We start from the raw sequence: 21150 nt of genomic DNA on the forward strand, positions 1-21150 counted from the left end.
GGTGCAGGGCCGGCGGACGGTACGTGTGAGCGCGGACGATTCCTGGAGCAGCGTGGGGTGATCAGGGCGCATGGTCGTTTTCCTCCGCGTACGCCCACAGCAGACGGCGCGTAAGGCTGGCCATGTCGCGCAGGAAGAAGAAGGCGCTGAAGGCCGGTGTCTCCTTTGTGGGCCGCTCCGACAACTCGAGCAGTCTGTATGCCTGTCTGCACAGGTGCCTGACGGCAGGGTCCTTGACGGCGCCCAGCTCTTCGCCGAGAAGCAGAGTCAGCTGCTCGATGACGGCCGTGGTCCTGGCGTTGATGTCCTCGCGGGTTGAGGTGTTCAGCTGCATCTTCAGGGCGGCGTCGGTGCTGTCCGCGATCAGCTTCGTGTCGAGGGGAAGGCTGTCGACGGCTGGAGCTTCGTGTCTGTCGGTCACGGTGGCCACCACGCATCTCCCCTTGGCGTCGTGTGCGGCGCCCTTGGTTGCTCGGGTTTGGAACGACCGTAGGGCTGCTGTCTTCCAACTCACAAAGACATTGCGCGAGTTTGCGGCAAGCCGATTGACGGGGGTGAACGCCTCATCGACCATCGTCATGTCGTGCAAATCGGCGCAAGGAAGCGGACGGGAGAGCAGCCATGAAGCTACGGTTCCTTGGTAAGAACTCCACCCCCGGAGACAGCCCCACCCTGTACGCCAGTGACCAGGACAGCTACGTCATCCAAGGCTGGAGGGTGTACGCCAACGACTTGCTCATGCAGCTCGACGTGCCAGAAGGTCAGACAGTGATCGAGGTGCCGTCGGAGCTGTTCGAACACCTGACGAAGGACGGACACGCGACCGGCGAGATCAAGAGCTTCACCGCCCCGATCATGCTCATCACCGAGCAGGGCACATGCATCTTGCAGGGGCCGGAGATGAACGATCCCGAGGCTCTGAGCCAGATGCGGATGCCTGACTATGAGACCTGCATCGAGGTTCCCAAGTCCTCGATCACGGCCCTACTGGAGGAGAACGGTGGACCTGATCACCCCAGCCCAGCGTGACGAGCTCTTCGACAGCTTCGAGCGCGACGCATTCCACCTGGAGCTGAGGGACGACTACGGGTCTCCCATCGAGGACACGCCCTATGCGCGGTGGCAGAGGGGCGAGCCCGACAACTACGCATGGCTCGATCCCTGGATGACGCTGATGAAGCGCGTCACGGGTGAGGGAAAGACCGTCAGGCGCGTGCGTGTCGTCACGGAGCCTCACTCCCAGTACGTCGGCTGGGAGCACTCACTGACCCATCTCAACCTGGAAGCCGGTGAGGACATTCGATGGCTTCCTCGGCACCAGCTGCCGGAGGAGGTGACCTTCCCGGTCGACGGAAACGACTGGTGGCTGTACGACGATCGTCTTCTCGCCGTCGGCCACTTCGACCCGGAGGGCCGAGTGCTGGGCTCGGAAATCATCGAGGATTTTGACACCGTGGCCGACTGCATCCGCGTGCGTGACCTTCTCTGGTCCGCCGCCATCCCACACGTCGAGTACAAGCCCTGACCCATCAGTGAGCAACCAAGCACAAGAAGCACGACAAGCGCTGGGCGCCCGGCTCCGCGGTTTCCGCAAGGATGCGGGATTCGCGAGCGGCCGGGCGCTCGCCGGCGCGCTCGGCTGGCAGGAATCGAAGGTCTCACGACTCGAAAACGGAAAGCAGAACGCCAGCGAGGACGACATCAGGCTCTGGTGCACGGCGACAGGGCGGCAAGACCACATTGATGACCTAATCGCGACCGTGCGCCACATCGATGAACTCTGGCAGGAATGGCGCCGACTACTCCAGACAGGCGCGGAGAAGCGACAGAGCCAGGGCCTTCAGGTCTACGCCAAGACCAAGGTCTTCCGTATCTGGCATCCCACAGTCGTGTGGGGGACTCTCCAAACAGCCGACTACGCCGCAGAGACCTTCAGACAGGTTGTCGACTACTACGAGATCCCCGACGACGCGGAAGCCGCCACGGCCAAGCGGCTTGAACGACAGCAGTACCTGTATCAGGGGAATCGGATCTTCAACGTGTTGCTCGGCGAACAGGCTCTCTACAGCAACCTTGGCGACCCGGAGGTGATGAAGGGGCAGCTCGACCGCCTGCTGGCTGTGATGCGGCTACCTCGGCTGAGCCTTGGCATCGTTCCACGGTCCGCACCGTTGAGCATTTGGCTCGGCAACTCCTTTTCGATGTTTGATAACAAGCTCGTCCTCGTTGAGACCTACTCGGCGGAGTTCTCGGTCACACAGCCACGAGAAATCGAGCTATACACCAAAGCGTTCGAACTCTTGAAGCAGTCGGCGGTCTACGGAGCCGCTGTTCGAAACCTCATCCTCGCTGCGATCCACCACTTCGACCAGATGCCAACTGATTAGGAGGCACCCACCGTGCGCGAGAGTGCGAACTGGCGTACCAGCTCCTACACAAGGTCCGACAGCTGTGTGGAAGTGGCTGACAACGACCCGGAGAAGGTAATGGTTCGAGACACGAAGGCGCGTAATCGGGGAATCATAGCCGTCCAGCGAGTCACCTGGGTGGAATTCTTGGAGTACGTCAAGAGAGATAGCGCTGGGGATTTTCTGTGGGCGTAGTGGCCCGAGAACAGGGCCACGGGGGCGGCGGCGTGGCGCATCGCCGTACTCTTTGATCGGGGTCGGTGTGGACAGGGTGGGCAGTCGCGTCGTGCTGGGTAAAGCGACTGATTGTCGACCCGGACAAATCGCCCAGTGCGGATGCGGGTCGAGCGGGGCGTGCTACGTTCCGAGAGCCCGGTCGCACACCGCAGGACGAGGATCGTCATGACGTACACGCCGCCGCTCTGGCCCGTCTCGGTGAAAGGCGTCGCACTGGACGCCCAGGGCCGCGTGGTCCTGCTGAAGAACGAGCGCGACGAGTGGGAGTTGCCCGGCGGTCGTCTGGAGATCGGCAGCCCGGACGGAGCCGTGCTGCCGGATGCCAGTCCCGAAGCCGCGCTGGAACGGGAGATCCAGGAGGAGACCGGCTGGGAGGTCAAGGCCGGCTCCCTCATCAACGGCGGTGTATGGATCTACCAGCCCATCCCCGGGCGGAGGGTGCTGATCGTCACCTACGGCTGCACCGTACTGACCCCCGACCGGCCTCCGGTCGTCAGCCATGAGCACAAGCAGCTCGGCGTGTTCACCGCCGACGAGGTGCCCGGGCTGAACATGCCCGACGGCTACAAGCAGGCCATCGCTGCTTGGTACGGCCGCAGGGACGTGGAGCTGGACGACTACGAGCGGATGTAGCCGACCGTGAGCGGGGGCGAGATCGCGCGACTGGGCGATGTGGGCGACCGACGATCTGCTCTCCCGTGTCGACCACACCAGTTTCTTCAGCCCCTTCTCGCTCCACGAGATCCGGCTCCGCGGTCTTGTCTCGACCGGACGAGCCGCTGTGGCCATGCGGCTGGTGGAGCACAACCCGCTGCCCACGACAGTCGTGGCCCCACAGTGGCGCGTCATCGAGCTGATCACCGTCGCGCACATCCAGCTGCTCGCCGATGACCGCAGCGGCGCTGCCCAGTCACTGGACATCGCGATCCAAGAGGCGGCCATGCAACGCCTGCCCCACCAACTCCAGCGCATCGTGCGCACGGCGGGGACCCGGCTGCCCGCCCAGTGTGCCGCCGCCTCCCATTCTCTTGATCAGATACGCAACGAGATGGCTGCTTAGCCGACTTCCGCCATACCGTCGCCAATTCTGCGGGGCATCTTCCTGCCGTCTTACCGCCGTGGCCTACGGGGAGCAGGTGCCACAGGCACGGCACCGGCAGGAGATGCATGCGTTGGTTGGACAGAACGGTCCACGGCAGACCGGGCCTGAGCGGCCACGGACCGGGCGCTGGGGGCACGGAGTTCGCCGAGACGACGGATGCGCCAGGTCAACACTTCGGCGGGGTGGCGTGCGTCGTCCAGCGGCCGCTGATGGATGGCTTGCTGGAGCACGATGGCCGAGTTGTGTCCGACGTTCTCGGCTTCTGTGAGGGCGGTGGTCAGAGCATCCCAGGCAGGGTCGTCCAGGATCTGCTGGGCATGGGAGGGCACGGTCTCCCATATCTGGCGGGCGAGCCGGTCGACGGTCTCTGCTGGCGGTTTGCGCCGGGCGAGAGCGGCAAGGGGTGCTGCTGCGGCCTTCTCGTACGCGGTGCGCAGGTCGAGCAGGGTCCGGGTTGCGGCGGCTGCTTGCTGGTCGTGGTGGTGGAGCTGGTGCCAGCGGGCGGCGGCGATGATGACGAGGAGGGCCGCGTCGAGGAGCATCGCGAGGGCCGCTGCGTCCTTGGGTGCGGGTTCGCGGAGCATGCTCCGGATGGCGCCGCGCAGGGTACGGGCGTGGTGGTGTTCGGCGCGGATGCGGGAGCGGGTGGCGCGCTCGAATGCCGTGGCGGCCTGGCGCAGCTGGGGGCGGATGTTCTGGGGTGAGATGAGGGGGAGGGCGTCGAGGGCTTCGCCGAAGGCGGCGAGGTGGGCCTGGGCGGCTTCGTCGTCCGCCTGGTCGAGGTGGTGGGGGATGCGTTCCATGGCGGTGGTGGCTCGGTGCCACGGGTTGGGCTTGTGGTGTCGTGGCAGCTGGCTGGCGGGCTTCGGTTCGGTGCCGGCCAGGCGCTGTTGGATCTTGGGGAAGGACAGGTCGGGGGCGAGCTTGGAGCCGGAGAACCAGATGGGTTCACCGGCGGCGTTGGTGTCGCCTTCGAGGGCGACTTTGTAGCCGCGTATGTCGCCGGAGGGAAACCGCTGGATCTCGACGCGTACGTTGCCGGTGTCGGCGAGGATGCGGAGGAACTCCTCGGGAGTGGTGGCGGCGGTGACCGCGGTGCGGAGGGTGGAGCGCAGGCGCTCGCGGGCGGTCCGCTGGTGGCCGGTGCGGTGGGCTTTCTCCTGCTCGGCGCGGGTGGGGCGCTGTGCGGCGGTGCGGTCGCCCCGGATGACTTCGTGGAGCCCGTATTCCTTTTCGATGGTGGCGAGTTCTTTGTCGGCGGTGAGGTAGTCGTTCCAGTGGCGGGCGGGGCGGAGGTCGCCTCGGACCTTGGTGGCGGCGATGTGGATGTGGTCGTCGGCGTGCCGTACGGCGACCCAGCGGCATCCGTCCGGGTCACCGTTGGGGGCGATGCCGGTGGCGGCGACGACGCGTCGGGCGATGTCCGCCCACTGGTCGTCGCTGAGGGTGCGGTCCTCGGGTGCGGCGCGGATGGAGCAGTGCCACACGTGCTGTTCGGGCGCACGGTCGCCAGCCTGTTTCACCCGCAGGTCGAGGGCGTTGACAAGCTGGTTCTTGGTTTCGTTGAAGTCGTCGGTGCGGCCGGGGTCGGGGGCGAAGCCGTCCCAGGAGGCGACCAGGTGCGGGTCGGTGTGCTCGTTCGCCCGGCCAGGACCGTAGAGGTAGCTGATCAGCTTGCCGGTGTTCCTGCCGCTGGTGATCTTGGCGATCATCGAGCAGCCGCCTTCGCGGTCGCAGCCTGGTATGAGGCGGTGTCGATGTCGGCGATGGTGGCGCGGACGGTGTCCAGGGTCCGCTGGGCCTGGGTGAGGGTGGCGGTGTCCACAGGGTGTGGATGGCCGCCGGAGTTCAGGATGCGGGCGATCTGGTTGACGTTGTTGCCGATCTTTGCGAGCTGGGCGCGGAGAGCGTTCAGTTCGTCGATGTGGTCATCGACCGGGGTGCGCTGGCCGGGAAGGATGAGATCGCCTTCGAGGTAGGCCGTGATCACGGCACCGATGAGGTGGGCGCCGGCGATGTTCATCGAGCGGGCCCTGGCGGTGATCGCTTTCTTCTCGGCGAGGCTGTAGCGGACATCGACGCGCTCTTTGCGCTGGACGTCTTCGCGTCGTCGGCGGCGTGCGACGCGGTAAAGGGCGGCTTCGTCGGCGGCGCGCGGGAGCGATGGCTCGGTGGAGACGACGGGCTTCCTCTCCTCGGGCACCCCCTGGTGCCCGATGCCCTCGGCCACCCCCGGGGCGGAGGGCACCGCGTTGGGCCGGCCCTTGGACGGTCCAACGCCATACCTTGCTCCGCCGGTGGCTGGGGTGGTGGTCATCTCCGGTTGGTCAGTGGGTGCTTCGCGGTAAGGGTCGTGCATGGGGTGGTTCTCCGTGGGGGTGTCGTTTGCGGGCGAGCTGACTCGTCCCACTCGTCGCATGCCTGGTCAGGGCAGGTACGAGTGGGGCGGTGATGTCGGGTTGACTCGTTGCGGACCTCCCACCCGTCCCGATGCTGACCTGCGCGTGGGACGAGTGGGACGGGTCGGCCGCAGGTGGGACGGATGCGGCTGTGGGGTTCAGGCGTCCTCGGCGTCGGCTTTGGCAGCGTCGAGTTCGGCCTGCAGCATGCGGACGGCGTCGGCCAGGCGGTCCTTGGCGACGGAGTGGCCCTCGGCGCGCACCTCGGCTTCGACGTTGCGGCGCGAAATGCGGCCGTTGCGTCCGCGAGGTGCCGTGCGGCCGATGGCGAGGAGTTCGTCCATGGTGGCGCTGGGCTTCCGGCCCTTGGGCCTAGCGGGCAGCTCCAGGGAGTCCGCCACCTCGGCGGCGCCTTCCGCCACCTCATCGGCTGAGGGCATTGGTGGGGACTCCTGATGGCCGGATTTGAGCTCTTCACGGTTGGGCTGCTGCCGATGGGCGGTGCCGCTGTTGTGGCGGGTGGCGTCGATGTGGCGGTGTGTGGTGGCACTCTCCCGGGAGTGTTGGTCGGTTGTGGGGTGGCGGCGGATGACGAGGTAGAGGTGGACCGCTCCGGCAAGGGCGAGTGGGGCGATGGCGGAAAGCGCGCCGACGGTGAGGTCGTCAAGGTGCAGTCCGTCGTGACGGGTCTGCTGGTTGAGGCGGACGGCGTGGAGAGCGTTGGCCCAGATGCTGGTGGCGGTGGCCAGCCCGACGAGTGCCCACACGTACAGGCGGGAGCGAAGTGGCGCGGTGCGCAGGATGAGCAGGGCGCCGACACCGATGGCGATGAACCCGTCGATCACCAGTGGGAAGGCGTAGGTCAGCAGCCCGCGGATGTGGATGGCGACGGCCATCTGACGGAGCGCGTCATAGGAGAGGGCGAAGCCGATGGCGCCGAGCATGGAGATGCCGACACGGATCGCGGCGGTCCCGGATGTGGCGGTCGGGGCGATGGCGGTGCGGGAGGACAAACGGTGGCACTCCAGGCAAGAGATGGGCGGCGGCCACAGACGTAGGGATGATGGAGTGGCCGCTGGTAGGTGCAGTGACTCGTCCCACCCGTCGCATTTGTCAGGCCAAGGCGGGTACGGCTGGGGCGGCGATGTCGAGTCGACTCGTTGCGGGGTTTCCACTCGTCCCCGCGCTGACCTGCGCGGGGACGAGTGGGACGGGTCGAGGTGGGTCAGGCTCCGGTGCCGTCGGCGGATTCGGCGGCTGGTGTGGGGCAGTAGCGGGCCCAGGCATCGAGGAACTGGGCGCGGGCGAAGCCCTTGGCCTGGGTGCCGCCGGGGAAGCGGTGGTTGGCCGAGCTGATGCCGTAGTCCTTCAGCAGCAGTTGGAGGCCGCGTGGGGTCAGCCCCTGCGGGCTGTGCTCGGCCCAGGGCGCCTCCGTGTTCGCGTTGAGCTGATCGATGAGGCGGCTCGTACGCAGCGCCCCGGGATCGCCTTCGGCGGCGAAGGCCCGGCGGATGTCGGCCAGGATGCGGGTCCGCAGTCCTGCGTCCTCGTCCTGCCCGGCCTCGTGGGCGGTCATCGTCCGGCAGGCGGCGCGTGCGGTGGTCGGCCACTGGCCTCCGGCGAGGTCGGCGACGATGACCAGAGGTTCCCAGGTGTCGGCCGCGCGGTCCTCGACCGGCATGACCGGCTCCATTTCCATAGCCTGCGCGTAAAGCGGGTGCAGCCAAGCGGTGAGGCGGTCGCGGAGCGTGTGCAGGGCGGGGGTGTCCCGGCTGGTGCGGAAGGCCGCCACGCTCTCGCCCGGTGCCCTGCGGCGCATCCGGATGACCACGGAGCGATCCATGATCGTGTCGGGCAGGTCGCCGATGCCGGCGAGCGCGGCCATGGCGAAGGTGGGGAAGGCGACCGGCGTGTGATCGGGCCCGGTGACGCGCAGGGTGGGGCGGTTGCGCTGGTGCCCGGCGTTGAGCAGGCCGCGCAGGTCCTCGTTGCGCTCGGCAGCCTTGAGGGTGCCGAAGAGGGTGTCGGCCTCGTCCACCAGGAGGGTGGGCGGGTTCTTCTCGGTGATGGACCGGAAGATCGCGGCCGGGCTGGCGTTGACCGTGATCAGCGGGGCGTGCACGGTCTCGGTCACCACGTCAAGAAGCCGCGATTTGCCGCATCGCTTGGCCGGTCCGACCACGGCCAGGCGTGGGGCGTGCTGCCACGCGGTCTGCAAGTGCGTGGCAGCGATCCACAGCGTCACCGCCGTGAGCGCCTCCTCGCTGGGCAGCACGACGAATCGCTTGATCTGCCGCCGAAGGTCGGACAGCGCTTCTTCGCCCTTGGACGAGGGCGTCGGCGCAAGGTCCGGCAGGTCGCTCGGCTCCGCCAAGAGGTTCTCGGCTCCCTCGCCAACCCGGGGGCGATGGTCCGGTTGGAGGTGCGGGCGATCGTCGTTGCCTCCGGCGGGCCGGTTCCCGGCAGCGCTGCTTGCACCATCGCTGCCGGATACGTCGAGCTCGTGGGGGGAGTGGCTGCCTACGGGCGGCTGGTGGCCGCTCGTCTTCGCAAGAGATGGCGTGCTGGGGCGGGCGTCGTCCATACTGGACATCGAGCTCCTCTGCTTGCGGGCCATATGGGACGGCAATCCCGGCCTCGCAGGTTGATCGCTAGGGATGGCGGTTGAGAGGTTTGCGCTTGAGCCCCCCGGTCTCGCCGGGGGGTTTCTGCTTGCTGGGGCGTGATTCGTGGCGGTCTCTTCCGGTGCGGTGCCCACACTATGCCACCTGATTGCGGTTCGCAGAAGCATCTTGCCTATCGCAGAAACATGCTAGGGTTTACGTGCTCCTGCAAATGGCAGGGACCCGCTTCACATGGAAGGAGTCGCCATGGAGGATGAAGACTCCTCGCAGGGCGTTCTGCTCAGCGGCGAGGAGAACGTCGCGGTACGGATCAAGCTGGAACGCGAGGCGCGTGGCTGGAGCACCAACGCTGTGTCCGACCGCCTCAATGAGGCCGGCTTCGAGATGAACCCATCGGCGGTGTGGCGCATCGAGAACCGCAAGCGGCGGATCAACTTGGATGAGGCGATCGGATTCGCCGAGGTCTTCGGCCTCTCCCTGCGTAACCTCATCGGCCCGCCGCAGCTCGCGGCGAAGGCACGTGCCATGGAGCTGATTGACGGCGTTGTCGACGCGTTCCGCGAGAGCCAGCGGGCCAACGCCGCCTATGCGCAGGCAACGGACGCCCTAAGCGCTTATCTCGATGAGCACCCCGACATCCGCGAAGAAGCCGACGTGATGGTCTCCAACGCCATCGCCGAGGCCAGCACCAGCCACCTGGCGGAAGCCGACGGACCTCCGCCCGGCGAACACTCCGACGCCGGACACGACTCCGCTGACGAGGCATAACCCACTAATCCGCACTCCTCCTGGACCCGCAAACCCTCAGGGCGGGAAGCACGCACCGTCATCCCTCACGATCGACCGGCAGGCCGGTGTTGCCGCACCCATGCCTGCCAGAAGAGGACCCACCCCTTGCGCCAGCCCGTAATACCCCACGCCTCCACACGGATCACGTCCGCCGCGAAGGAGGTGATCACGCATGGCTGACCGTCTGCTCACTGTGGAAGAGGCCGCCGAGCGGCTCGGCACCGGCGTGCGCTTCGTCCGACGGCTCATTGCCGAGCGCCGTATCCGCTACGTCAAGCTCGGCAAGCCGGTCCGTATCCCCGAGAGCGCCGTGGCCGCGTACATCGAGGAGCGGACGGTGCTGACCCTCCGCGAGGCACGTGTTCGCTACGGGAAGACGGCCTGATGGCGGGCCGCAAGCCGCAGCGGCGGCGCGAATTCGGCACGGTGCGCCAGCTGCCCTCGGGCCGATGGCAGGCTCGCTACTGGGCACCGGACGGCAGCCGGCAGAAGGCCCCGGAGACCTTCGACACCAAGACGGACGCGCAGACCTGGCTCACGCTGACCCAAGCCGACATCGAGCGCAAGCACTGGGTCGATCCGGATGCGGGCGCCGTGAACTTCGAGGTGTACGCCCTGAAGTGGGTCGAGGAACGCGGCCTTTCGGCCACCACGGATGAGCTGTACCGCAGGCTGCTGCGGCTGCACATCCTGCCCGCCTTCGGCGCCATGGACCTGGACGAGATCACCCCGCCCGGGGTGCGGACCTGGCGTGCCGAGCGGCTCAAGGCCACGGGGGCGACGACGGTCGCCAAGTCCTACCGGCTGCTCAAGGCCATCATGGAGACCGCGACTGACGACGAGCTGATCCGCCGCAATCCCTGCCGGATCAAGGGCGCTGGCAGTGAAAAGGCCAAGGAACGGCCGACGGCCACCATTGAGCAGGTCGACGCGCTCGCCGAAGCCATGGGATTGCGGTGGCGGCTGATGGTGTACTTCTGCGCCTACGGACCCATGCGCCCGGAGGAGATGGCCGCCCTCCGCCGACCCGATGTCATCCTCGACCCGCTCGCTGTGAGGGTGCGGGAAGCGGCCCCCGAGCTGACTACTGGCCGCCGGGTCGAGGGCGACACGAAATCGGATGCCGGCGTGCGCACCGTCTACCTACCAGGCTTCCTCCACATCGAGGTGAAGCGGCACCTCGACTGGTTCGCCGAGAAGGAGCACAACGGCCTCCTGTTCGTCGGCGAGAAGGGCGCCCCGTTCCGGCGCTCCACCTTCGGCCGCAAGTGGCGCAACGCCCGAGCCAAGGTCGGCCTGCCGGAAGACTTCCGCTTCTACGACCTCCGCCACACCGGCCACAGCCTGGCAACCCGCTCGGGCGCGACACTCAAGGACACGATGGTCCGGGCAGGGCAGTCCTCGGAGAAGGCAGCGCTGATCTACCAGCACTCCGACGACGAGCGGCAGCGGGAGGTCGCGGGGGGCATCGACACGATGGTGCGGGCAGTGCGTGACAAGGCCCTCTCCCGGCCACCGCAGGCGCGGGAAGCCTGATGGTGAAGGGGCTGGGGCGCGCGGATGTGCCCCAGCCCCCTCAGCGAGAGGTGGCAGAGATACGCGAAGACGTCGTGCGACTGGGCCAGGTGCCCCGCAGGGGAACAGTAGCCGCAAACGCGGCAGCCCAGGGGGCCCATCGGTGCGTGATCAGTAGTGGACTGGCGCCCACGGGTGACCTTCCGCGCCGTGGCGCTCTTGGCCCGATTCGTCTTTCCCTGTGTACTTGCCCGAGTTGAGGCTGGTTGTCGGCGGCCTTTCCGGGAGGGGGATGTATGGCGATCAAGGTGCTGTCCGTGTCGGACTCGCAGGGTGAGTTGATCGACGCGGCTGTGGCGTTGGGGGACCGGTACACCAACAGGCTGGGGCTGATGACGCCGTCGGCGTACCGGAAGATGGCGGCGGAGCGTGGGCTGCTTGTTGCCGTCCAGGGCGACATCGTGATCGGGTATGCGCTGTTCGGCCTGCCGAAGCGAAGTCCACACGTGCGGCTGGCCCACTTGTGTGTGGCGGAGGAACATCGAGGCAAAGACGTCGCACGGCTGTTGGTGCAAGCGATCAAGGATCGGAATCCGCAGCGGGTCGGGATCAAGGCGAAGTGCCGTCGTGACTACGAGCTGAGCGGAATGTGGCGGAGCCTCGGCTTCGTCCCCCGCGGAGAGGCCCTTGGCCGGGGCCGTGATGGTGAGACTTTGGACGGGTGGTGGCTGGGTCTGGGCCACCCAGATCTGTTCACCGATGCCGAGAGCGACGCGCTGCTGGTAGTGGCCGTGGACCATGGAGTGTTCGCGGATCTCCGCGGGCATACTCCTCCTGACGGGGCGAAGGAATCGCTGGCGTTGGACGCCTCCTGGCTGTCGGATCTCGTCGAACTGGCTTACACGCCACAGCTGTTTCACGACCTGCGGGACGTCGGTGACACCGCCGAACGTAAGCACCAGCGAGCGGCTCTGAACCGGCTGCGCGAGCTCACTCCTGACATCGAGGCCGTGAGCGAGCGATGCGGTGAACTTCTGCAGGCAGCGCAGCAGAGCCAGCTAGGCATGTTGGCCGATGATTCGTTGCAGCGACGCCTGCGGTACGTAGCCGAGACGTCCTGTGCCGGCCTTCAGGTCCTTGCCACTCGCGATCAGTTGTTGCTCCAGTTGGCCGATGTGGCCTGGGAGATCGCACGCGTTCATGTGGTCTCACCAGCGGTCGTGACGCTGCACGTCGACGAGCTAAGGCAGGCCCAGGTGTACCGGCCCGCCGACCTGATGGGCACGGATTTCCGCTCCGGTGAGGTGACTGTCGGTGCGGAGGATGAGCTCGTCGCGTTCTTCGCCCAGTCCGGCAGCGACAGCGGTTCGGCGTTCGCCGAGCGGCTGCGATCCTTCGCCCACGGCTCGGTCGTCTGGCGCCGGGAACTGCTCCGTGATGGGGAAGGGCACCCGGTCGCGCTATATGTGTGGGGTTTGGACGGCCGCGTGCTGAAGGTTCCGGTGCTGCGAACGGCAGCCCATCGGCTGGAAGAGACGCTCGCCCGCCAGTTGCTGTTCCGACTGAAGGGGCTCGGGCGCGACTGTGGTGCGGAGACGGTGCACATCACGGATGCCCTTCTCTCACCGGTTGCGAAGGCGGCCGCGAGTGACGACGGGTTCTTCCCGCACGAGGCGGGGCTGGCCGCGTTGTTGGTGGAGGTATGCGGAAGCGCCAGGGAAGTGCAAGCGGCTGCTAGCAGTTCCTCCCGGGAACTCGGTCGCCAGCAAGTGGAGCTGCGTCCGGGGCTACCGGCGGAGGTGGCCAGTAGCGTCGAGCGTGCCTGGTGGCCGGCCAAGGTGATCGACTCGGAGATGCCGTCTTTCCTCGTACCGATCGAACCTCGCTGGTCGACCGAACTATTCAACGTTCCCGCCATGCTTTTGCCGCGCAGCGAGGTGCTCGGCATCAGCAGGGAGCATGTCTACTACCGGTCCTCTGGCCGCCGCGGCGAGCGTGCTCCTGGGCGCCTGCTCTGGTACGTCAGCAAGGGTGCCGCTGGCCAAGAAGGCCAGATGGTGATCGGCAGCTCGCGGCTCGATGAGGTGGTGATCGACACACCTGAAGCCCTCTTCTCGGGATTCGAACACTTGGGTGTATATGGTCTGGAGCAAGTCCAGGCCGTCGCTACGTCCGGCCACGCGATGGCGTTGAGGTTCTCGGACACCGAGATATTTCCGAGGTCGGTGAGCTTGAAGCGTCTGGACTCGCTGGCCAAGCGCCTGGGACTAACGTATTCGCTGATGTCGCTGTCGAAGATCAGCAACGAGCTGTTCCAGGCGGTCTACCAAGAGGGGCACCGAAGGACGTGAATGATCTGGAACGCGCGATGCTGCTGTCGGTCCACCCCCGCTTCGCCACGGCGATCCTGGCAGGCAGCAAGACCGTGGAGGTCCGGCGGCAGCGCGTCGCCGCGCCGCCGGGCACCCCGGTCCTGCTCTACGCCACGGCGCCGACCATGGCACTGGTGGGCATGGCGCGCATCGCCGCGGTCCAGGTCGGGACCCCACAGCAGGTATGGTCCGCCGCGCGAGCGCAGACCGGCATTAGCCGCCGTGAGTACGACCAGTACATGAGCGGAGCCACACAGGCGTCGGGTATCACGTTGAAGGAACCGGTGACCTTCGACGAGCCAGTCCCGCTCGCCGCCCTGCGGGCTGCTGGCGCATTCCATCCACCCCAGAGCTACCGGTACCTGAAAGCCGACGACTTGCGCCAGGTCACGGCAGCAGCGCCTGTTGCCGACGCAGCGCTCAGCAAGGTGCTGAGCGACCTGGTGCCTGCCTAGGACTGCGTGCTTCGATCCCAGGCAAGCCCTATGGCGCGCTATTCAGCCCCGGAGCGGTCAGGCCCTTTCGGCTGCGGTCCGCCACCGGTTGCCCTCAGGGTCCGAAGGGGCTGAGGTGCGGTGCGAGTGCGGCCTCCAACCGTTGCACTGCATCTTCATGGTCTCGTAGGTGTGGCTTCATGACCCACAGGTCCTCGCGAAACGGTTCGAAGCCCAATGATTCCCACATGCGCTGAACTACGGCCTTCTCCCGAAGCACCCGAGCCTCGTCGTCGCGTTCGTCAACGGGGATATCGATGGGGAAGGGGTGGGTTGCCACGAGGGCGGCGTGTACTGATGTCCAGCGGAGCATACGAGCGATCAGTAGGCGTCCGACTCCACCGAAACCGCGCCACGCCGGCGCGATCCGGGCTCGGTCGATGATGACGACCTGTGTGCCTGTGACCAAGCAGTCGTCCAGATCTGGGTGGAGACCCAAATCCCCTGACGAGTCGAAGAGCCGGGCGAAATGCTCGTAGTCGGAGTCGCGTGAGTCCAGCGAGTCGTAGATGCGGCCGATGCGCCAGAGGTCCAACGTGAGGCCAGACATGGAGAAGATGGTCAACTCTGTACTGTCGTCGTGAGCGGTGCGAGACAAAGACACGTCCCGAGCCAGAAGGCGTTGGTTGGCGGCCGCTTCCTCTTCGTCGTCGGCGTCCCACAGGGGCAGCACGGCGCGGCAGCCCCACTCCAGCGTCGCCGGGTCGTCGTCAGCATCCATCGCGACCAGCGAGGCGCTGGATTCGAAGCGCAGTTGCAGACGGTGGAGGGATGGCAGGAGGGCGGCTCCGGCCGGTGCAGCAGTGGTCATGGACCGCCACGCTAGCCCTGTCCGGGAGATCGTTGATGGCGTTTCTGTGGGTAAGGGGCTGCGACGTTTGGTCACCTGACGGCAGAACGCGTAGCGACTGGCGCTTTGTGTTCGAAACAGCACGCCCATGCGGGAGGTGGTGACGCAGGTCACAGAAAATGCATCTCACTCTGCGAGATTGGTGTGTACGCGTCTCCCCGGGTGGGGCTGTGGGGTGGCCTTCGGTGGCGGTGTGCGCCTCGGTTAGGGCACGCGGAGGGCATGGCGACCCCCGAGAGGTCTAGACAAGAAACAAGGCCCGGGTCGCTGACCTGGGCCTTCGTTATGGAGCGGGTGACGGGAATCGAACCCGCGCTCTGAGCTTGGGAAGCTCATGTTCTACCATTAAACTACACCCGCGAGAGACACTGTCCGTCCGTGTCGCATCGTCGCACACTGTACCCCATGCCTGACCCCCGGCGCATTCGCCGTGGGGTTTTCGCGTTGTTCGGGAGGGGTTTGCCCGGTGGGCGTGGGTGTGGGGTGGGGGTGGGGAAGCGGCTAGGGGGGTGGGGGAGTTGGGGCGTACGGTGGGGCGGAGTGCCGCGTGGAGTGGTGGGTGGTTGATCCCCTAATGTGGCTTTTGTCGTCCACGTTCATGGGGAAGGGACTCAATGGAGCGCACCGTCGTCCGTTGTGCCGAAGGGCACGTGTTCAGCACCGCTTCGTTCCCGATGCAGCACCTCACCGTCGACCGGATCGGTCCCGGTCGGTTGCTGCGCTGTCCGCGTTGTGCGCGGTTGCGGCAGGCGGTGCCGGTGGGTGCCGGTGGGAAGCGGTAGGGCTGTGACCGCGTCCTGAGTGTCGCGGCGGGGGCCCGGTCCGATTGGGCCGGGCCCGGAGCACGGGGTTCGTTTGCGTATCCTCGTTGCGTGCTTCTCTCAGACAAGGACATCCGGACCGAGATCGACGCCGGACGGGTACGGATTGATCCGTTCGATCCGGTGATGGTGCAGCCGTCGAGCATCGATGTGCGGCTGGACCGCTTCTTTCGGGTGTTCGAGAACCACCGTTATCCGCATATCGACCCGGCGGTGGAGCAGCCGGATCTGACGCGGCTGGTGGAGCCGGAGGAGGACGACGCGTTCATCCTGCACCCCGGGGAGTTCGTGCTCGCCTCGACGTACGAGGTGATCTCGCTGCCGGACGACATCGCCTCGCGGCTGGAGGGGAAGTCGAGCCTGGGGCGGCTGGGGCTGCTGACGCACTCGACGGCCGGTTTCATCGACCCCGGGTTCTCGGGGCATGTGACCCTGGAACTGTCGAACGTGGCGACGTTGCCGATCAAGCTGTGGCCGGGAATGAAGATCGGGCAGCTGTGTATGTTCCGGCTGACCTCGCCGGCCGAGCATCCGTACGGATCGGCGCGTTACGGCTCCCGCTACCAGGGGCAGCGCGGGCCGACGCCGTCGCGGTCGTACCAGAACTTCCACCGGACGAAGGTGTGAGCCGGGGTGAGTGACACGCGGGAGAACCTGACGTACGAGCGCTTCGGCACCGCGGTGCGGGAGCTGGCGCAGACGATCGCGGACGACGGGTACGAGCCGGACATCGTGCTGTCCATAGCGCGGGGCGGGGTGTTCGTCGCGGGTGGGCTGGCGTATGCGCTGGACTGTAAGAACATCCACCTGGTGAATGTGGAGTTCTATACCGGCGTGGGGACCACCCTCGACATGCCGGTGATGCTGGCGCCCGTGCCCAACGCGATCGACTTCTCCGACAAGAAGGTGCTGATCGCGGACGATGTCGCGGACACCGGCAAGACGCTGAAGCTCGTCCGCGATTTCTGCGCCGACACGGTCGCCGAGGTGCGCAGCGCGGTGATCTACGAGAAGTCGCAGAGCCTCGTCAAGTGTGAGTACGTGTGGAAGCGCACCGAGGACTGGATCAACTTTCCTTGGAGCGTTCAGCCGCCCGTCGTGCGGCGCGGTGGGCAGGTGCTTGACGCCTGACCTGCCGGGAGGCGGACCCGCCGCGAGGCGGAAGGTGAGGGGCCCTGGTGGGCCCCTCTCGGCGTTTTACAGCGTGCCCAGCTTCAGCAGCGACAGCAGCGCGATCAGTTGGATCGCCGACGCGCCCAGCGCCTTCGGCCAGGGCAGGTCGTGCGACTTGCTCACCATCGAGGTGAACAGCGCGCCCGCCGCGAGCCAGGTCGCCCACCCGAGCACCTGCACCGTCGGGCTGTCCCCGCCCAGGAACAGGGCGAACAGCAGGCGCGGCGCGTCCGTGATGGACATGATCAGCATCGACAGGCCGATGGTCGGGGCGTACGAGCCGTCGCCGCCGAGCTGGCGGGCCAGGGTGTGGGTGACCGCGCCCAGGATCAGGCCGCTGATCACGACCGCGACGCCGGTGACGAGGATCCACGGGATGCTGTTGCCCATCGAGGCGTTCAGCACGTCCTCGCGGGCCTGGTCGAAGCCGAAGACCACGAGCAGGCCGTAGACGAACGTCACGATCAGGGCGGGGCCCCACATCGCGTAGTCGCGCATCTGCCAGAAAGTGGCCGAGGGGCGCAGCACGATGCCGCTCAGCAGCTGCTTCCAGGGCAGGCGCGGGCCGGCGGGCGGGGCGGTGGAGGCGCCGGCGCGGTAGGTGTTGCCGTAGCCGTCGTCGTACGAGCCGGGGCCGGGTCCGGGGCCCGGTCCGGGGCCGTAGCCGGGGTCCTGGCCGTACGGGTCGTAGGCGTCGGGCGCCTCGCCGACGCTGAACTGCTGGGTATGGCCCGGATTGTTGTTGCTGTACGAGCCGCCGCCGCCCTGGCCCTGATGCGGGTCGTAGTACGGGTCCTGGCCGCCGAAGTACTCCGGCTCGCCGTGTGAGGCGGGCTGCTGCCACTGCGGCGGCTGCCCGCCGTGCGGCGGCGGCTGCCGGCCGTACGGCTGCTGCTGCGGTGGTTGCTGCTGCCCTTGTTGCGCGGACCGGGAGTCCCGTCCGCGTCCGATCCTGAATCCAGCCACGAATCGAACGTACCCGGTCGTCGGGACTGGGGTGCTGGACCTCTCATATCGGGTCCGGCATTGCGGCCGAGCTGTGACATCCCTTAGGGGGACCCCGGGGGGTTATCCCCCCGCGGGGGGTGGGGGATAGCCCCTCAGTGGGTGTCCGTCGCGAAGGGCTTGGCGCTGAACGCGGTCTTGTCGGCGGTGCCGTCGGTGATCCACCACCACTCCGGCCGGTCACCGTACAGGGCGAACACGGCGTCGCGGCCCCAGGCCAGGACGACCTCGTCCTTGCCGTCGTGGTCGTAGTCCCCGGCGCCATGGAGCCGGGCGGCGCGCCGGTCCTTGCGGATCTTCTCGCCGTCCACGCGGGCGGGGGCGGTACGGGTCAGGGTGTGGCGGCGCGCGATGTCGCCCGGGGAGTCCGGCCGGACGGTGACGATCTCGGCGCCGCCCGCTTCGAGCGCGACGGCCAGCTCGTCGGTGCCGTCGCCGTCGGTGTCCGCGGCGGCCAGGCCGCCCGCCATGTTCGCGATCTTGATGGGGATGTTCTTGACGGGCATGTCCTTGAGGGTCTTCTTCGTGTAGACGGTCAGCGTGTGGTCCACGTCCGGCGCCTCCGTCTCGTAGCCCGGCTCGTTGTTGCGGGTGCCGCTGTCGCCGACCGCCACATCCCGCAGACCGTCCCCGTCGAAGTCGCCGAAGGCGATCGCGTTGCCCTCGCGCAGCTTGTGGCCGGTGCGGGCGAGGCCGCCCGGGCCCGCGGCCAGCAGGACGGAGGCGGACTGGTCGTCGTCGTTCATGGCGTGCACGACCAGGTCGGTGGGCCGGCCGCCGTCGACGGTGTCCGCGATCAGCCCGCTGATGTCGCCGCCGCTGTCGCCGCTGCCGAGCGGGGTCTGGTACGGCACCGTCCTGGCGGCCTTGCCGTCCCGGCCGAACGGCCCGTACAGCAGGACGAAGGACCCGCGGTCCGCGCGCACCAGCGCCAGGTCGTGGTGGCCGTCCCCGTCGAAGTCGCCCACCGCCGGCCGCCGCGCGTCCACGCTGTCGTCGGGGCCGGTCAGCGTGGCGCGGGTGGCCTTGGCGCCGCGCCGCGGGCCGTCGGCGCCGCCCCAGGCGATGTACGGGACGGTCCGTACGGTGGTGTGGAGGCGGTCGGAATCGGCCTCGCCGAGCCGCTCGTTCACCGGGGTGACCAGATCGGCGTAGCCGTCGCCGTCGAGGTCGGCCGTGGCGACGTCGGTCGCGGGCACGGGGGGCGTGTCCGCGTCGCGGGCGGGCAGGCCGAGGTCCGCGGGGGTGAGCACGGTGCGGGTGGCGGGGTTGAGGCCGCCCGACGAGCCGTGGACGAAGGCGAGGAGGGTGGGACCGGTGTCCTCCTCGTTCGCGAAGAGCGGGAGCGCGAGCTCCGGATAGCCGTCGCCGTTGAGGTCGTCGGGCAGTTCGCTGCCCTTGCCCCGGGGGACGGGCGCGGTCGCGGTGGGGGTGATGACCGGGGCGCCGGTGCGGGCGCCGGTGCGGGCGGCGTCGGGTGCCGAGGGCTGCCCGTCTTTCGGGTCGCCCCCGCCGTCGCCGCCCGCACCGCACGCGGTGAGCAGCGCCAGCGCCGCGGCACAGGCCAGCGTCGCGGAGCGGCGGCGGGGGAGGGGCGAGGGCATGTGACGGCTGTGCATGTGGGGGCTCCCGGGGCGGGTTTCGGGGGGCTATGGGGGGGTGTGGGCGCCGGGCCCGTCCCACGGGCCCGGCGCGCCCCCGGTCAGCCGCCCAGCACCGACCCGAACTCGTTGTTCGTGTACGTGAAGCCGAACTTCGGCGCGCTGAAGGACGTCGCCCCCGTCGTCGTGATCCCGCCCCGCGCCCCGCGCAGCGACCACACCGCGCCGTCCGCCGTCGCCCCGGGGGTGACGTCCTCGCCCCTCGCGCTGATGGCGAGGTCCGCCCTGCCGTCGCCGTTGATGTCGGCGGCGCCGAGGGCCGAGCCGAAGTGGTCGTCCTTCTCGCCGACGCCCGGGACGCCCGCGGTGTCCTGGTGCACGGCCTGGGCGCCGGTGCCCGTCAACCCGCTCGCGCCGCCCTTGAGCAGCACCACGGACCCGACCCCGGCCACCCCGTCGACCTCCTCGCCGGGCAGGCCGACCGCGAGGTCCGCGTAGCCGTCGCCGGTCACATCGCCGGCCGCGAGGGAGGCGCCGAAGTGGTCCACGTACTCGTTCACCCCGGGCACGCCCGCCGTGCCCTGGTGGATGAGCACGGGGCGGCGGCCGCTGCCGAGGCCGTTCTGGGCGCCGTAGTAGACGGTGATCTGGCCGGCGGACTCGGACGGGTCGTTCACCGAGTCGGGGCAGCAGTTGGTGCCCGAGCCGGTGACCAGGTCCGCGCGGCCGTCCTTGTCGAAGTCGCCGACCGCGGCCGACTCGGGCACGGCCGAGGCGCCGTCGGTCAGTTCGCGCTGGAACTCGACCCCGGCGGGGCCGCCGCTGTAGACGGCGGTCCAGGCGCCGCTGGTCTCGTCCGTGTCCTGCGAGCCGTAGACGACGATGTCGCTGCTGCCCGATCCGGTGAAGTCGCCCGTGGCCAGGGCGTGGGGGTTCTCCCGGATGGAGTCGGTGACGGGCATGGCGGCGGAGGGCGCGGTACGGGTGAAGCCGTCCGCGTACGGGACGAGGCTGCTGCCGGTGAGCACGATGAGGTTCTGGCCCTGGTCGCCGTCGATGTCGGCCACGGCGACGTCGATGCCGAACGGGTCGCCGACCGGAACGCCTGCCCGGTCCGCGGGGACCGCGGTGCCGCCGTTCTTCAGGCCGTTCGGGCCGCCCCAGATGACGGTGACCGAGCCGGTCCGGGTGGTGGTGCCGGCGGTGGTCTTCTCGCCGCTGGAGGCGACCACGAGGTCGTCGTAGCCGTCGCCGTCCAGGTCGCCGCTCGCCACGTCGGAGCCGAAGGCGTCGCCCGCCTCGGGGGTGCCGGGGACGCCGGCCGTGGCCTGGGTGAGGGTGGTGGAGCGGGACGGGGCGACGCCGTTCGCCGAGCCGTAGAGCACCACGACGCTGCCGGCGCCGGCCCGGCCGTTGACGGGGGCCTTGGGGGTGGCGGTGACGAGGTCGTCGTAGCCGTCGCCGTTGAAGTCGTGCTGCGCGGAGGCCGCGGCGGCGCGTGCGCCGGGCGCGCTCGCGCTCGCGGTGGGCGAGACGGCGGCGACGGCCGCGACGGTCGCGACGGCGATGGCGAGGTTCCGTAGACGCGAGGTCGGCACAAGAGCTCCAAGGGTGGGGCGGGACGGTGGGGTGGAGCAGGGAGCTCCCGGCCGGTGTGACTCGCGGGGCGTGCGGAGGGTTGCGCGTTCATGGTGCGGGGGTGTTGTGAAGGTGAACGGACGGGGGGTGAGGGTCAGTTGTCGTTGTGTCGGGTCGGGGAG

22 protein-coding genes and 1 tRNA gene are annotated in these 21150 nt (G+C 68.3%); 13 read left to right on the forward strand and 10 right to left on the reverse strand.

All coding sequences use genetic code 11. From position 1 onward, the window contains the following. Positions 1-61: 61 nt before the first annotated feature. Positions 62-580 (reverse strand): hypothetical protein, encoded by a 519-nt coding sequence (locus ABTY62_RS36270; protein WP_352133666.1) that lies wholly within the window; start codon positions 578-580, stop codon positions 62-64. Between the two features lie 41 nt (positions 581-621). On the opposite strand from ABTY62_RS36270, the gene ABTY62_RS36275 reads away from it, so the two are divergent. The 6 genes from ABTY62_RS36275 to ABTY62_RS36300 all read left to right on the forward strand — a co-directional run bounded on the left by ABTY62_RS36275 (position 622) and on the right by ABTY62_RS36300 (position 3705). Further along, the gene (locus ABTY62_RS36275; protein WP_352133667.1) at positions 622-1029 is read left to right on the forward strand and encodes a hypothetical protein; all 408 of its coding nucleotides are present in this window, start codon (positions 622-624) and stop codon (positions 1027-1029) included. Next, on the forward strand, positions 1001-1525 hold the full coding sequence (locus ABTY62_RS36280; RefSeq protein ID WP_352133668.1) for a DUF6879 family protein: 525 nt from the start codon (positions 1001-1003) through the stop codon (positions 1523-1525). Before ABTY62_RS36275 ends, ABTY62_RS36280 begins: the two co-directional genes overlap by 29 nt. Before the next feature lie 7 nt (positions 1526-1532). Further along, positions 1533-2387 (forward strand): helix-turn-helix domain-containing protein, encoded by an 855-nt coding sequence (locus tag ABTY62_RS36285; protein WP_352133669.1) that lies wholly within the window; start codon positions 1533-1535, stop codon positions 2385-2387. A gap of 72 nt (positions 2388-2459) precedes the next feature. After that, the gene (locus tag ABTY62_RS36290) at positions 2460-2603 is read left to right on the forward strand and encodes a hypothetical protein (RefSeq protein WP_502997589.1); all 144 of its coding nucleotides are present in this window, start codon (positions 2460-2462) and stop codon (positions 2601-2603) included. A 207-nt stretch (positions 2604-2810) separates the two neighbouring features. Further along, positions 2811-3278, forward strand: a complete 468-nt coding sequence (locus ABTY62_RS36295) for an NUDIX hydrolase (RefSeq protein WP_352133671.1) — start codon at positions 2811-2813, stop codon at positions 3276-3278. 37 nt (positions 3279-3315) lie between these two features. Next, positions 3316-3705 carry a hypothetical protein gene (locus tag ABTY62_RS36300; protein ID WP_352133672.1) on the forward strand — a complete coding sequence of 130 codons (390 nt, stop codon included), beginning with the start codon at positions 3316-3318 and terminating at the stop codon, positions 3703-3705. A gap of 50 nt (positions 3706-3755) precedes the next feature. Here ABTY62_RS36300 and ABTY62_RS36305 read toward each other — a convergent pair whose 3' ends face one another. From ABTY62_RS36305 to ABTY62_RS36320, 4 genes are all read right to left on the reverse strand, one after another. Then, positions 3756-5459 carry a relaxase/mobilization nuclease domain-containing protein gene (locus tag ABTY62_RS36305; RefSeq protein ID WP_352133673.1) on the reverse strand — a complete coding sequence of 568 codons (1704 nt, stop codon included), beginning with the start codon at positions 5457-5459 and terminating at the stop codon, positions 3756-3758. Next, positions 5456-5977 carry a plasmid mobilization relaxosome protein MobC gene (gene mobC / locus ABTY62_RS36310; protein WP_352133674.1) on the reverse strand — a complete coding sequence of 174 codons (522 nt, stop codon included), beginning with the start codon at positions 5975-5977 and terminating at the stop codon, positions 5456-5458. Before mobC ends, ABTY62_RS36305 begins: the two co-directional genes overlap by 4 nt. A gap of 327 nt (positions 5978-6304) precedes the next feature. Beyond that, positions 6305-7159 carry a DUF2637 domain-containing protein gene (locus tag ABTY62_RS36315; RefSeq protein ID WP_352133675.1) on the reverse strand — a complete coding sequence of 285 codons (855 nt, stop codon included), beginning with the start codon at positions 7157-7159 and terminating at the stop codon, positions 6305-6307. A 212-nt stretch (positions 7160-7371) separates the two neighbouring features. Beyond that, complete coding sequence (locus ABTY62_RS36320) at positions 7372-8739, reverse strand: DUF3631 domain-containing protein (protein ID WP_502997587.1); 1368 nt, start codon at positions 8737-8739, stop codon at positions 7372-7374. A gap of 277 nt (positions 8740-9016) precedes the next feature. Between ABTY62_RS36320 and ABTY62_RS36325 the strand changes: the two genes are divergently transcribed. From ABTY62_RS36325 to ABTY62_RS36345, 5 genes are all read left to right on the forward strand, one after another. After that, positions 9017-9538, forward strand: a complete 522-nt coding sequence (locus ABTY62_RS36325; protein WP_352133677.1) for a helix-turn-helix domain-containing protein — start codon at positions 9017-9019, stop codon at positions 9536-9538. A gap of 193 nt (positions 9539-9731) precedes the next feature. Further along, complete coding sequence (locus ABTY62_RS36330; RefSeq protein ID WP_352133678.1) at positions 9732-9944, forward strand: helix-turn-helix domain-containing protein; 213 nt, start codon at positions 9732-9734, stop codon at positions 9942-9944. Further along, positions 9944-11095 (forward strand): tyrosine-type recombinase/integrase, encoded by a 1152-nt coding sequence (locus ABTY62_RS36335; protein WP_352133679.1) that lies wholly within the window; start codon positions 9944-9946, stop codon positions 11093-11095. Before ABTY62_RS36330 ends, ABTY62_RS36335 begins: the two co-directional genes overlap by 1 nt. Positions 11096-11370: 275 nt before the next feature. Continuing rightward, positions 11371-13425: a GNAT family N-acetyltransferase gene (locus tag ABTY62_RS36340; protein WP_352133680.1), complete on the forward strand. Its 2055-nt coding sequence runs from the start codon at positions 11371-11373 to the stop codon at positions 13423-13425. Further along, positions 13422-13901, forward strand: coding sequence for an ASCH domain-containing protein (locus tag ABTY62_RS36345; RefSeq protein ID WP_352133681.1), 480 nt, complete (start codon positions 13422-13424; stop codon positions 13899-13901). The genes ABTY62_RS36340 and ABTY62_RS36345 overlap by 4 nt, the downstream gene beginning before the upstream one ends. A gap of 94 nt (positions 13902-13995) precedes the next feature. Here ABTY62_RS36345 and ABTY62_RS36350 read toward each other — a convergent pair whose 3' ends face one another. Next, the gene (locus ABTY62_RS36350; RefSeq protein ID WP_352133682.1) at positions 13996-14751 is read right to left on the reverse strand and encodes a hypothetical protein; all 756 of its coding nucleotides are present in this window, start codon (positions 14749-14751) and stop codon (positions 13996-13998) included. 325 nt (positions 14752-15076) lie between these two features. Next, a tRNA-Gly gene (locus ABTY62_RS36355) sits at positions 15077-15150 on the reverse strand. A gap of 512 nt (positions 15151-15662) precedes the next feature. Between ABTY62_RS36355 and dcd the strand changes: the two genes are divergently transcribed. Both dcd and ABTY62_RS36365 read left to right on the forward strand, forming a co-directional pair. After that, complete coding sequence (gene dcd, locus ABTY62_RS36360; RefSeq protein WP_311729185.1) at positions 15663-16238, forward strand: dCTP deaminase; 576 nt, start codon at positions 15663-15665, stop codon at positions 16236-16238. A 6-nt stretch (positions 16239-16244) separates the two neighbouring features. Further along, complete coding sequence (locus ABTY62_RS36365; RefSeq protein WP_352133683.1) at positions 16245-16742, forward strand: phosphoribosyltransferase; 498 nt, start codon at positions 16245-16247, stop codon at positions 16740-16742. A 66-nt stretch (positions 16743-16808) separates the two neighbouring features. Here ABTY62_RS36365 and ABTY62_RS36370 read toward each other — a convergent pair whose 3' ends face one another. From ABTY62_RS36370 to ABTY62_RS36380, 3 genes are all read right to left on the reverse strand, one after another. Then, positions 16809-17750 (reverse strand): Yip1 family protein, encoded by a 942-nt coding sequence (locus ABTY62_RS36370; RefSeq protein WP_352133684.1) that lies wholly within the window; start codon positions 17748-17750, stop codon positions 16809-16811. Positions 17751-17884: 134 nt separating this feature from the next. Continuing rightward, a complete protein-coding gene (locus tag ABTY62_RS36375; RefSeq protein ID WP_352133685.1) occupies positions 17885-19408 on the reverse strand; it encodes an FG-GAP repeat domain-containing protein in 1524 nt (507 codons plus the stop codon). Between the two features lie 83 nt (positions 19409-19491). Then, positions 19492-20988 (reverse strand): FG-GAP and VCBS repeat-containing protein, encoded by a 1497-nt coding sequence (locus ABTY62_RS36380; protein WP_352133686.1) that lies wholly within the window; start codon positions 20986-20988, stop codon positions 19492-19494. Positions 20989-21150: the final 162 nt, after the last annotated feature.

It is taken from the genome of Streptomyces sp. NPDC097640 (assembly GCF_040302705.1).
GTDB lineage: Bacteria > Actinomycetota > Actinomycetes > Streptomycetales > Streptomycetaceae > Streptomyces.

Excerpts from the sequence above, each read along its gene's own strand:
- ABTY62_RS36270 (WP_352133666.1), bottom strand. The coding sequence starts at position 580 with ATGACGATGGTCGATGAGGCGTTCACCCCCGTCAATCGGCTTGCCGCA.
- ABTY62_RS36275 (WP_352133667.1), top strand. The coding sequence starts at position 622 with ATGAAGCTACGGTTCCTTGGTAAGAACTCCACCCCCGGAGACAGCCCC.
- ABTY62_RS36295 (WP_352133671.1), top strand. The coding sequence starts at position 2,811 with ATGACGTACACGCCGCCGCTCTGGCCCGTCTCGGTGAAAGGCGTCGCA.
- ABTY62_RS36300 (WP_352133672.1), top strand. The coding sequence starts at position 3,316 with ATGTGGGCGACCGACGATCTGCTCTCCCGTGTCGACCACACCAGTTTC.
- ABTY62_RS36305 (WP_352133673.1), bottom strand. The coding sequence starts at position 5,459 with ATGATCGCCAAGATCACCAGCGGCAGGAACACCGGCAAGCTGATCAGC.
- ABTY62_RS36320 (WP_502997587.1), bottom strand. The coding sequence starts at position 8,739 with ATGTCCAGTATGGACGACGCCCGCCCCAGCACGCCATCTCTTGCGAAG.
- ABTY62_RS36325 (WP_352133677.1), top strand. The coding sequence starts at position 9,017 with ATGGAGGATGAAGACTCCTCGCAGGGCGTTCTGCTCAGCGGCGAGGAG.
- ABTY62_RS36330 (WP_352133678.1), top strand. The coding sequence starts at position 9,732 with ATGGCTGACCGTCTGCTCACTGTGGAAGAGGCCGCCGAGCGGCTCGGC.
- ABTY62_RS36335 (WP_352133679.1), top strand. The coding sequence starts at position 9,944 with ATGGCGGGCCGCAAGCCGCAGCGGCGGCGCGAATTCGGCACGGTGCGC.
- ABTY62_RS36340 (WP_352133680.1), top strand. The coding sequence starts at position 11,371 with ATGGCGATCAAGGTGCTGTCCGTGTCGGACTCGCAGGGTGAGTTGATC.
- ABTY62_RS36350 (WP_352133682.1), bottom strand. The coding sequence starts at position 14,751 with ATGACCACTGCTGCACCGGCCGGAGCCGCCCTCCTGCCATCCCTCCAC.
- ABTY62_RS36375 (WP_352133685.1), bottom strand. The coding sequence starts at position 19,408 with ATGCACAGCCGTCACATGCCCTCGCCCCTCCCCCGCCGCCGCTCCGCG.